This window comes from Deinococcus alpinitundrae (genome assembly GCF_009982895.1).
In the GTDB taxonomy this organism is placed as follows: Bacteria; Deinococcota; Deinococci; order Deinococcales; family Deinococcaceae; genus Deinococcus; species Deinococcus alpinitundrae.
The window spans coordinates 18,831-30,328 of the sequence record NZ_WXZL01000032.1 but is presented as its reverse complement, the minus strand read 5'-3'; the positions used below and the strand labels follow the sequence as shown (position 1 = coordinate 30,328).

Annotated in this window: 9 protein-coding genes and 1 pseudogene; 7 read left to right on the top strand and 3 right to left on the bottom strand. The window is 62.7% G+C overall.

Annotation, left to right across the window (positions count from 1 at the left end):
• Positions 1-1,008 precede the first annotated feature (1,008 nt).
• From GUI70_RS19660 to GUI70_RS24070, 4 genes are all read left to right on the top strand, one after another.
• Positions 1,009-2,685: a DNA repair helicase XPB gene (locus GUI70_RS19660; protein ID WP_161884006.1), complete on the top strand. Its 1,677-nt coding sequence runs from the start codon at positions 1,009-1,011 to the stop codon at positions 2,683-2,685.
• Between the two features lie 63 nt (positions 2,686-2,748).
• Positions 2,749-3,042 carry a hypothetical protein gene (locus GUI70_RS19655; RefSeq protein ID WP_161884005.1) on the top strand — a complete coding sequence of 98 codons (294 nt, stop codon included), beginning with the start codon at positions 2,749-2,751 and terminating at the stop codon, positions 3,040-3,042.
• A complete protein-coding gene (locus GUI70_RS19650) occupies positions 3,039-5,453 on the top strand; it encodes a helicase-associated domain-containing protein (protein ID WP_161884004.1) in 2,415 nt (804 codons plus the stop codon). The genes GUI70_RS19655 and GUI70_RS19650 overlap by 4 nt, the downstream gene beginning before the upstream one ends.
• A 122-nt stretch (positions 5,454-5,575) precedes the next feature.
• A complete protein-coding gene (locus GUI70_RS24070; protein ID WP_202630527.1) occupies positions 5,576-5,818 on the top strand; it encodes a transposase domain-containing protein in 243 nt (80 codons plus the stop codon).
• A 91-nt stretch (positions 5,819-5,909) separates the two neighbouring features.
• Here GUI70_RS24070 and GUI70_RS19640 read toward each other — a convergent pair whose 3' ends face one another.
• Positions 5,910-6,860 carry a tyrosine-type recombinase/integrase gene (locus GUI70_RS19640; protein ID WP_237725057.1) on the bottom strand — a complete coding sequence of 317 codons (951 nt, stop codon included), beginning with the start codon at positions 6,858-6,860 and terminating at the stop codon, positions 5,910-5,912.
• Between the two features lie 366 nt (positions 6,861-7,226).
• Positions 7,227-7,400: pseudogene (locus GUI70_RS19635) on the bottom strand (integrase core domain-containing protein); the annotation flags it as partial.
• A gap of 31 nt (positions 7,401-7,431) precedes the next feature.
• Here GUI70_RS19635 and GUI70_RS19630 point away from each other — a divergent pair.
• The 3 genes from GUI70_RS19630 to GUI70_RS19620 all read left to right on the top strand — a co-directional run bounded on the left by GUI70_RS19630 (position 7,432) and on the right by GUI70_RS19620 (position 9,022).
• Positions 7,432-7,791: an ABC transporter ATP-binding protein gene (locus GUI70_RS19630; protein ID WP_161884002.1), complete on the top strand. Its 360-nt coding sequence runs from the start codon at positions 7,432-7,434 to the stop codon at positions 7,789-7,791.
• Positions 7,746-8,423, top strand: a complete 678-nt coding sequence (locus GUI70_RS19625; RefSeq protein ID WP_161884001.1) for an ABC transporter ATP-binding protein — start codon at positions 7,746-7,748, stop codon at positions 8,421-8,423. The genes GUI70_RS19630 and GUI70_RS19625 overlap by 46 nt, the downstream gene beginning before the upstream one ends.
• Before the next feature lie 125 nt (positions 8,424-8,548).
• Complete coding sequence (locus tag GUI70_RS19620) at positions 8,549-9,022, top strand: hypothetical protein (protein ID WP_161884000.1); 474 nt, start codon at positions 8,549-8,551, stop codon at positions 9,020-9,022.
• 391 nt (positions 9,023-9,413) lie between these two features.
• Here the strand turns inward: GUI70_RS19620 and GUI70_RS19610 are convergent, their stop codons facing one another.
• On the bottom strand, positions 9,414-11,495 hold the full coding sequence (locus GUI70_RS19610; protein ID WP_237725056.1) for a S8 family peptidase: 2,082 nt from the start codon (positions 11,493-11,495) through the stop codon (positions 9,414-9,416).
• Positions 11,496-11,498 lie beyond the last annotated feature (3 nt).

The window sequence follows — 11,498 nt, the reverse complement described above, 5'->3', positions numbered from 1 at the left end:
TCAACTCACCGCTTTTCGCCGTCCTTGTCGAGGGACAAGAGGGAATTGACAGTTTCCCCGTCTAGGACAGCCTCAAACCAAAGTTGTCAGGTACTGAGGACCGCAGCCATCACGTCTCCTTGCTACCTTCTCTCCGGCTGGACCAGAACATGTCTTTATGGGAGAGGGAACTTGGCTCGGCCCATAAGAGGGTGACCCTTGGATCACAGCTGAAGAACATACTTGACATCACCGACACATATAGGGCGGGCTCTGATGCCTGAGCATCCCATGCTCAATGACTGTGAGTTAGCGGGCAAATCCCTGTGGCACTTCTCGGACGCTGCTCTCAGCGTAGGCGAGCACGTCACCCGGCACAGCTTTCTGCCCTTGCCGTGCTTTACCGTCAGGCTGTTGCCTTCCAGGTTGGCTCAGGTTAAGGCCAGCGCCTCAGCAATCTTCAGCCCGCCGTGGGTACCACTGATGAATGGCGAGCAGCCGGTAGCATGGAACGTACCTGGGCCGCTGATCTCCCTGTTGATGAAATCGCGTTGACCCGAAGTGTCCTTCGGAAAGGAGAGGACAGTTGAGAGTTCTCCTGACTATCCAGCCGGCGTACGGCCACTTCTTCCCCCTGCTTCCTCTAGCGCTCGCCTTGCAGTCAGCGGGCCATGAGGTTGCCGTCGCGACCTCAGCCACCTTTTGTCCGGTCGTCCGTCAACACGACTTCCCCGCGTTCCCCGTTGGTCTGGACTGGATAGAGACAGACTGGAGCACCCTTCCGGCCGACCAACTCCCACCACCTGCCGTCAAGACGTTCGACAGCGTGCGGTCCAGACACAGCTGACCTTCAGTCACCATATGATTCCCCAATGTCCGTGACGTACGTGTCGAGGGCCCGTTTGGGCCTTTCACATTCGCCGTTCTGCACACGCACGAATTTTGCGAAAACCTTCCGGACTACTGGATTAAGGAAGGGACGCGAAATCAAGGTGCTTCTCCCAGATGCTGAGGTGTCAAAATTGACCCGTGGTATTTGATCCGTTGAATCCTTTGATTGTACAAGCGGATCGCAGTGTATTCCTGGAAGCATTCAATCCGCGTGCCAAGGCGGCGCGGCAGGAGATTGCGCCATTTACAGAACTGATCAGCAGTCCGGAGCACCTGCACACCTACCGGGTTACGCCGCTGTCATTGTGGAATGCCGCCAGTGCGGGAATGACGGCGGGGCACATGGTGGACGCCCTCGCCCGACACGCCAAGTTCCCGCTGCCCGACAATGTCGCTGCGGACATCCGTGAGCTGGCGGGCCGCTGGGGCCGGGTGCGGCTGGAACCCTATGACTCCGCGCTCCTGCTGACCGTGATCGCTGGTGATGAAGCGCTGCTGACTGAACTGATGCGCCATCAGGCCATCCGACCACTGCTGGGCGACGTGATGTCAGCGACCGTGGTGACGGTTCCGGCAGCGCACCGTGGCGTTCTGAAGCAGGCACTCATCGAGGTTGGGTGGCCGGTGGACGATCAGGCCGGGTACACTGATGGGGACGCCTTTACCGTACCGCTCTCAGCGGCCCTCCACGTTCGTGAGTACCAGCGCGAAGCGGCGGAAGCGTTCTACCGTGCGGGCAGCCAAAAGGGTGGTTCGGGCGTGGTCGTACTCGCACCCGGGGCCGGGAAAACGGTGGTCGGGATGGTCGCCATGAGTCTCGTCGGACAGCGGAGCTTGATCCTGACCACCAACCGCACCAGTGTGAACCAGTGGATCCGCGAACTCCTGAGCAAAACGCAATTGATGCCAGATGACGTCAGAGAGTATGTGGCGGGAACACCGCTGGCTCCGGTGACGCTGTGCACCTACCAGATGCTGACGCACCGCGGGCGCGGCCAGCTGAACGGAGATGACCGTATGTACCCGCACATGGCATTGATCGGAGATTCCGAGTGGGGCCTGATTATTTACGATGAGGTCCACCTGCTGCCCGCCCCGGTGTTTCGTCTGTCGGCCGAGGTGCAGGCCCGCAGGCGTCTGGGCCTGACCGCCACCCTGATCCGCGAGGATGGACGTGAGGGTGACGTCTTCGCGCTGATCGGTCCCAAGCGCTATGACCAGCCCTGGAAGACCCTGGAGGCGCAGGGCTGGATCGCGCAGGCCACCTGCACAGAAGTCCGTTTGCTCCTGCCGCCCGAGGAACGCCTGACATATGCAGTCGCCCCGGACCGCGACAAGCACCGCGTCGCCGCTGAAAATCCCGCCAAGCGCACCGTATTGAAACGGGTCATGGCGCGGCACGTGGGGCAGCCGATGCTCATCATCGGGCAGTACCTGGATCAGTTGGAACTCATCGGCGCTGACTTGGACGCTCCCGTCATCACCGGGAAGACGCCTCAGCGGGAACGCGAGCGCCTCTTTCAGGCCTTCCGGGAGGGCCGCGTCAAGCTCCTGGTTCTGTCCAAGGTGGGCAACTTCGCGCTTGACCTACCGGACGCTGAGGTGCTGATTCAGGTATCTGGCGCGTTCGGCTCCCGTCAAGAGGAGGCCCAGCGCCTCGGCCGACTGCTGCGGCCCAAGGCCGACGGCCGGGCCGCGCACTTCTACACCCTGGTCAGCCGCGAAACCAGCGAAGAAGACTTCGCGCACCACCGGCAGCTGTTTCTAGCCGAGCAGGGGTACGCTTACGCCATCCTGGATGGGCATACCGTTTGAGATGCGCCTGTCATCCTGGTCGTGGAGGGTCCGCCCCCCCATTGTTTCAGCATCGGAGGATCCATGACCGACGTTCCCAAGAAACGTGGCCGTCCGCCTACAGCGGCCAAACCCGCAGCTTCAGCGCTCCCGGATACGCTGCCCCCAGGTGTGCAGGTGGTGGCCCACCGACCGCTAAGTGTTCTTGAAGTGCAGGACAGCGCTGACCTGGACGCGCTACTCCTCGATGTCCGCCTGGCCGCGCGAGTCGTGTCGCGGCTCGCGCCAACCGTTGCCCTGCTCACCCCAGGCAGCGAGAAGGAAGTGCTAGAAGTGCTCCGCAAGGCGGGCCACCTGCCGAAGGTAGTGGGCGGATGACCCAGACGGCTTCGCCGCCGCGCCTGGAGCAGCTGGCAGACCTGCTGGGTACGAGTCACCTCAACCGGGTGGCGAAACGCTACAGCGGTGAAAAGGGCCTGAGCAGCAAGGTCGCCAGCCTGGACGCACTGACTAGATCCCTGGTCAGTTCCGAACGTCTTGACGCACTGGTCGCGCGTCTGCATCCCACCGAACTTCAGCTGCTGGGTGAGGTGCGGCGCTGCGGCGGGGCGATGGACGGCTGGGCGCTTTACACCTTCGCACGGCTGCGCGGCCTGAGTGCGCCTCCGGTCAAGATCAGTCCCTCCTCGCCGAACCTGTTCGAGGGGTACAGGGGCGCAGAGTTTGCCGGAGCAGACCTGATTTGGACGCTGTTTGCCGACGGCCTGTTGTTCCCGGCGTCCATTCCGAATGCGTGGTTGCAAAATGCCTACGCGTACGGTCATTATCGGCTCGTTCGTGACCTGCCGCCGTCCTGGGTGGTGGCCGACGTGCGCCTCCTGTCACGGTTGCCCCCAGTGCAGGCGGCCCCGCCCAAGGTCACGGTGACGAGCGCACCTCTTGCCAGGAAAACGGTCAGTGCGCCTTCGGCCGCACTGGTGGCGCTGCAACTGATGGAGGTGCGCCGCGGCCTGGCCCTGCTGGGCGGCTTGGCCGTCACCCAGAGCGGAACGTACAACAAAACGGCGCTGGGACGTCTGAGTGCGCTGCTGCCAGCCCTCAGTGATGTTGAGGCGTGGGTGACTCTGGCGCAGCACCTGGGCGCGGCGCACCTGGACGCCACCGGAAAACGGATCCAGACCACCCTGGGAGAAGAGTGGACGCAGCACGAAGGTGGCCTTGACGCCCTTCTGGGCCGCCTGGCCGCCCTACTCGGCAGCCTCAGCCGGCCCGAAGATCAGACGCACCACCTGCTTCATGCGGGGGCGCTTCGAGCCTGCCTGATCCAACTGCTGCGCGACCTGCCGCACGCCACCACCGAGCGCGAAGTGCAACGCGTGATGGAGGAGGTGACTCCAGCCGAGCTGCGCAATCAGGTGCTCGACTACCGCCAGCGACCCAACCCTGGAGCCTGGAGCGCTTGGTTAGCCGCGACCCTGCGCGGCACACTGAGTGAATTTGGCGTGGTGAATGTGTCGAGCACCGGAACGTTAACGGTGGTAACGTCAAGTGCGGCGCTGAGTGGCTCTGCACCCGGCAACCACACGCCTGAACACCCACTCGCGGGAACAGCCACCGTTCCAGCACCACCCGCTTGGATCCTGCAACCCAACTTCGAGTTGCTGGTTTACCCCGCGCACCTTCTGGCGCGCCAGTTCCGAATCCTGCGCGCGGCGGAGGCAGTCCGCTTCGATGCGCAGACTGCGACCTACCGTCTCACGCGGGAAAGTGTGCATGTCGCGCTGGAGAGTGGACTGAATATGGAGGAAGTGCTGGACGCCTTACAGGCAGGTTCGGCCACACCGCTGAGTGCCAACGTCCGCAGTACTCTCTGGGACTGGGCGGCGCGGCGTGAACGCGTGACCCTGCGTCAGGGGGTGACGCTGCTGGAATATCCCACCCGCAGCGACCGGGACGCCGCGCTTGGCGCAGGAGGGCGGGCCGTGGGCGAGAAGCTGCTGATCCTGGAGCCGGGGCAGAACATCGCGCCCCACATTCCTGTCCTGAACTACGAGCAGGGCCCACAGAAAGTTCTGAACTTCAGTGCCGACGGCTCCTTCAGTGTGACCGGAGAACTCGATTTCCTGACCCGTCAGTTGCTGGACGGCCGTGTTGCTGGCGGGCCGCAGAAGTACACCGTCAAGCCGACCATTCCTGGCAGCTTGCCTCACTCGTTCCTGCGTGAACTCGAGGCGCGCAGCTCAAATCACTTGCCCGCCACCCTGCGCCTCCAGCTGGGCGTCTGGAGTGGTCTGGTCACGCCGCCGAGCGTCGCGGCGGTCACGCTCATCCAACATCCGCAGGCGCAGACGCTCGCGCAGCATTCGAGCTTGAAGGAACTGATCGGCACCGTCCTCGGCCCGACCTTGTTTACGGTGCAACCTGGCAAAGAACCCGCCTTCGAGGCCGCACTGATTTCCCTGGGTCTGTCTCCGAAACGTGAAATCGTGGCCGTACAGGGCGCGACCACCGACCTAGTGGTGCTCACCGATACCCGCAAGAAGCGTGAGTTTCTGGAGGAAGCCATTCGCAACGGACATAACCTCCTCCTTCAGTACCACGAGGAGAAGTACGTCAGTTCAGGCTGGCATGGGAGCCGGGTCACCAACGGCAGACGCCGCCTCGACGAAGTCCGCCCCCTGCGGATCGACCGCCAGGGCTCCACGCCTTACTTAGAAGCGCGCGACCTGAACTCAAAGGAAGACATCCGCATCCGAGTGCAGTACATCTTGGGCCTGGCGATCCGGTAGTCCACTTCGGGGTTATGTTGCCTTAACTGCAATGCCAGTAAGTTAAGAGGTTGTGTTGCCTTAACTTCAATGCCGGTAAGTTAAGGGATAAGGGGAGGGTGTGGATGCTGTCAAGATGAAGGATGGACCTCGGCACCGCACTGTTCACCACGGCCCCCGACCAGCCGCTCGACCACCAGGGCACCTTTGCAAAGAGCCTCGATCCTGCACTCATTACCCAAGCGCTCGAAGCGCCGGGAACTGCTTCGGTTCGTCGCCGAAAGCTCCCCGCAGAACACGCAGTGTGGCTGATGCTCGGCCTGGCGCTCCTGCGCGACCGGTCAATTCAGGTTCGGTACGTTCCACCTCCTGTTGAACCTGATTGAACCCAGCACTCGCTCCTCACGAATTCCCGTCCTCACAGGAAGGCCGTGAAGGGGCCTCCGAATGTTTCTGAGGGGTAAAGTACCCTCCCCATTACCATGCTTCAACCTCCTGTGAGACATCGTTGTCCTGCACTGCAATGTACCGGCGGGTGGTATCCACCGAAGCGTGGCCCAAAAACAGCCCCACCCGCGTGAAATCCTTGGTCGCCTGGTACAGCCGGGTCCCGGAATGCTTCCTCGCCGCGTGAAAGCCCCGCCACTCACACCCGCAGGCCGTGAACGCCTTACGGGCACGGTAGGTCGCCTGGCCGTAATCCCACTCGAAGTACTGCCCGTACGCGTTGACGGGAATGAGCCTTTGAAGGGCCTGACGGGTCCGGGCGCCGAGAGGAACCCGCCGAACCTTGCCGCCTTTCCCGTGAACAACCAGCATTTTTCCCTGGACATCACTTTGTTTGACTGCCAGTGCTTCACTGACCCGCAAGCCCGCGTGGGCGCACAAGAACAGCAGAGCGGCCAGTGGAGCATCGCAGTGTGGGAGAACGAGATCGACTTCGGTCAGGTACGGTGGATTTTTAACGATCCCTGGCGTGGGGTCGGTGGGCACGTAAACGTCACTGAATGGTTGCGCTTCGGTGGCTCCGGCCCACTGGAGGGCACGGTAGAGGGCACGCACGCCAGCGGTGTATTGGGCGACGGTCGATGCGGCGAGGACGCCACGTTTGCCTTTCCCTGAGGTGGGGCGCTGTTGGAGGTGACTGAGGTAACGTCCACCGTCGCGGCGTCCGGGGCGCAGGAGTTGGACACCACTGTGCTGGGCCCAGGGCACGAAATCGCGCGTTGCGAGCGTGTAGGCGTCGAAGGTTTTGCGGCTGGTTCGTGCGCCTTTGCGGCTGGCGGTGGTGAGGTAAGCGTGGAGCAGCAGAATGAGAGCGGAGGTGTCGTAGGTGGCGGCCGCTTGGACGGCTTTGACGCGCAGGGATTGGTCGGTGAGGTTGGCGTAACTGAGGGGATGGTTGGGGAGGACCAGATCAGTGGACACAGACGTATTTTAGTACTAATTGATCTTAGTGTGAAAAGAGAACCAGAGTCTATCTTGAGTGTGGATGCCCACCACCCGTGACCTCTTCCAGCCGCTCGCGGACACCCAGGACCCACCCAAACGCGAGCGCACCGAGATGGCCTGCCTGGAATTCCAGCACCTGACCAATCCAGGAACCCATCTTGCGTGGCGTCAGATAAGTCCGCGGGGTTATGTTGCCTTAACTTGCCGCGCGGCATGTGGAGGGCAGAGGTGGCCTTGGCATGGTCCAGTTTTATGGACAAAGCTGATTAGAGTCCCGTTTCATGGTGAGTGTACTGCCGTGGTCGCCGCCCGAGTTGCCGAGTGAAGTGCAGCAAACTCCTCGGGCGTCCGATATTGCAACGAAGAGTGTGGCCGAATGCCGTTGTAGAAGGCCCGCCAGGCGTCAATAAGCACCTGGGTGTGCTGAGGTGAAAAGAAGACCTCCACATTCAGCAGCTCGTCACGAAGTCGGGAATGGAAGCTCTCCGCGATCCCGTTCTGCCAGGGCTTCCCCGGTGGATGACCAGGTCTACGAAACCCATGGCGGGTGGCCAATCATGCCGCCAGCCTGGGCGATTTGATTCTGATGGTCGCGGCGCTCGCCGGGGTGCGGCGCTCGGGCCTGACCCGGATGCTCGCCCAGCTCGGCGAGGTGTACGAGAACAGCTTGTTCTTCCAGAACTTGACCCGATTTCTGGATGAGCGGCCCGGTTTAGTCGCGCCAACCAGCCCGCAGCCAATGTGCGTGAGAACAGCCCCGACCCTGCGTCTGGAGGACGTGACGTTCAGCTATCCAGGAGCGGCTCGCCCGGTCTTCGCCCATCTGACCCTCGAGCTGCGTGGGGGCAGACCACCGCGCTGGTGGGGATCAACGGCGCAGGCAAGACAACGCTGGTCAAGCTCCTGACTCGGCTGTACGATCCACAGGAGGGCCGGGTCACGCTGGACGGTACCGACCTACGTGACTTCGACCCCAGCGAATACCGCGCCCAAATCGGGGTAGTGCTGCAGGATTTCACCCGCTACCAGCTGAGTGCGCGCGAGAACATCACCCTGGGCTTGATCGGGGCCAACCACCGGGAGGAACGGCTGCATCAGGCCGCTCAGCAGGCGGGAGCATCAGCACTGATCGAAGGCTTGCCGGACGGCTGGGACACCCTGCTGGGGCGGCAGTTTCATGTGCGCGGCCAGGATCTCTCAGGGGGGCAGTGGCAGCGTATTGCACTGGCGCGGGCACTGTACCGAGACGCGCCCGTGCTGTTACTCGACGAGCCCACAGCGGCCCTGGACGCGGAGACCGAGGCGGAGCTGTTTGCCAAGTACCGTGACTTGACCCGTGGAAAGACGACCCTGTTGATCACCCACCGCTTCAATACGGTGCGTCTGGCAGATCGGATCATCGTCTTGGAAGGCGGTCAGGTGATCGAGGATGGGACCCATGCGGAGCTCCTGCGCCTCGGGGGACGCTATACCGAGATGTACGCGGTGCAGGCAGGCGCGGGCCGCTTCCGGCGTGCTGGGTTGGCGGGGCGGAGCTGACCTGAGGAAGTTCTAGGCGTGCTGAATTCCCCGGTCATTATTACGCCATTTACATAAAAGGAAAAATGTTCTACACTGCCTATCATGTTCAACATCACATTCCCAGGTCTGTTGCAGGAGCGCCAATGATCGTCGAAACCAAAGTCGTCGGCCGCCGCACCCCCTTTGAGCGTCGCGCCACCGAACTCCCCGAAGGCACGGACACCCTTGAACAACTGCTCACCTGCCTCGTTCAGGACGAAGTGCAGCGCTACCAGGAACGCCAGGACCAGGTCGGCCTGCTGCGGGTCCTCACCGAACGAGAACTCACCCACGGCACCGCACAAGGCAAAATCACCACCGCGCCCCAGGAACGCAGCAGCGCACCGAACCTCCAGACCGCGACGGCCACGGTGCTCCAGGCCTTCCCCAGGTCGCGTCCAGACCGAGCCTTACTCCTGGAGGCGCATCAGCCCGGCTGGGCTTCCGAGCACGATCTGCTCGACACCCTGATCGGTCCCCGTGAGCGCAGTGAGCAGTTCCGTGACCTCTCTCTATACCGAACGCACCCTCCGCGAAGCCCTGCCCACCCCTCCCGCGTGGCTGAAGCTGGTCAGTGACGTCCGGGAGCGGGTGCTGGACGCCGAGTCCGTTCGGGGTGATCCGGAAACGCCAGCCACCCATGCACTCAGAATCTATTCTTTTAATAGAATATACAAAGGGCATGCTCGAACAGACCGCCGAGTCGGCTCGCCTTGAACGGCAAACTTGATCCACATCGAGAGCTGTGCGGGGCGGGGCAGACGGGACGGGCTGATGACGCTGTTGTAATTGTCCGGTGACGTGTTGCCGGGCGGAGCGCTGATGATGAGCGATGCTGCTTGTGCCCTGTTGTGAGCGATTGGGCCCAGCCATCCACCCAACTTGACGGCCGCGCTGCATCTCTGGGAGAACGGAGTGGGGCTGGCAGCCTGAAAGCTCGGCTTGCTTCTTCTTAAGTTGCCACCACCGTCAAGGTCCGGTTTGAGTGAAGCAGGCTTTGGCCGCGCCGGGGAATGGATCCGCTCCCCATTCTGCTGCCGTGCAGTTGAAGCCGTCCGTGCCTGTACCGAACAGATACTGGCCATTCGCCCCAAAGGCAGCTTGCCGCTGACCACTGAAACTGCAAGCTTGTCCCTCCAGGCTGCAGAGGGTATATCCTGCTGGCCCCGTGGGCGTCGTGGCAGGGGGTTGGGGGGGTGCGGGTGCCGGTGTGGGTGTCGAGGCAGGAGTTAGGAAACAACCCTTGGCAACTCCCGGCAGCGGATCGGACCCCCACTCCGCTACTGTGCATTTGAAGCCGTCGGTGGCAGTACCGAACAGATAATGGCCGTTCGTGCCAAAGGCAGCTTGCCGCTGGCCGCTGAAATTGCAGTTCTGCCCAGTCAAGCCGCACAACACGTACCCTGCTGGTCCCGTGGGCACCGCAGTTGGAGGCTGCGGCGTAGGGCTGGGTTGAGGCGTGGGCTCGGGCGTGGTGGGCGGTTTGAGAAAGCAGGCTTTGATGGCATTAGGAACGGGGTCGGATCCCCATTCGACCACCGTGCACTTGAAGCCGTCGGTCGCGGTGCCGGACAGGTAGCGTCCGTTGGCACCAAAAGCGGCCTGTCGCTCGCCAGCAAAGTTACAAGCACCGCCTTCTGGAGCGCAGAAGGTATAGCCGGCAGGTGCCACCACCGTGTTTCCTGCCGGCGGCGTTGGGGTGGGGGCAGGTGTAGGGGTGGGGTTTGGAGTGGGAGTTCCCACGCTGACGCCGAGCTTGGCGAGGGCGGCAGGGAGATTGATGAGGCCGTAGCCGGTGTTGTTGTTTTTCTGACCGTTGTTGGATGCGCTCTGGTAGAGCGCATTCTTGATGGTGTCCACACTGCTGCCGGGTTTGGCCCCTAGCATGACTGCCACCGCCCCTGCGGTAATTGGTGCCGCCTGTGACGAGCCCGACAGCGAACCGTAGCCCCCACCCGGGAAGCTGCTGGTGATGGCCACGCCCGGGGCCGCCACATCCGGCTTGATGAAGGTGCCGTTGTACGCCCCGGTCCAGGCCACCGGACCGCGCGAGCTGAACGAGGCCACCTGGCCTTGCTGGTCCACCGCACCTACCCCAATGACGTCGGGGATGTTGCCGGGACTGCCGGTACTGCCAGCGGTAGGACCGAAGTTGCCGATGGCGAACACCGGCACCACCCCGGCCTTGAGCATGTTCTTGACCGGGACGACGAACTCCTGGTAGGTGCCGGGCAAGCCCAGACTCATGCTGACGACATTGGCCCCATCGTTGGTGTCGGCATTGTTGTCGGGGTCGAGCACCCACTGCATCCCAGCGATCACCTGGGCGAAGGTCCCTTCGCCATTTGGCAACACCAGGGCGCTGATCAGTCTGGCATCCGGGGCAACACCCACGGTGTTGCCTACCAACAACCCCGCCGTGTGCGTCCCGTGCTGGGCACTGTCGTGCGGACTGCTCTGGATCTTGTCGCCGTCACCATTGAACTCGGCGTAATTGAGAATCTTCCCCTGGTATTCCGGCGAACTGGGGTCGATGCCGGTATCGAGGTGCCCGATCCGGATGCCCTGACCCTTCAGGCCGGCGTTGCGGGTCTGCACCGCACCGATGGACTGCAGGTGATCGGGGGGGCCGACCGGCGCGCTGGCGGCGCTGAGGGCCACCGCTTTGGGAATCTGGACCTTGAAGTTCTCGAAGATCTCGTCGACGATGGGCAGGCTGGCCAGGACGCGGGCCTGCACCGGAGAGAGCTTGAGGGAGATGGACTGATCGAGCCACAACGCCACACCGTTTTTCTTGAGGGCTTCGTTGACGAAGCCGGCGGTCGGCCCGAGCTTGGCCAAGCTGGCCTGAAGCTGCAGCCGCAGATTCTTGAACAGTTCGCGGCCCTGGGTGGTGTTGGCGACGCTGAACCGGACGATGACGCCGATGGGCGTGGTGTCGTTGGCTCTGGCTTTGGCGAGCAGCGACGGTGAGAGTCGGCCTGCCGAGGCGTCGGTGCTGCTCGTTAAAGCCAGGAGCATACCAACCAAGAGCATTGCTCGTCTCGTCATGCC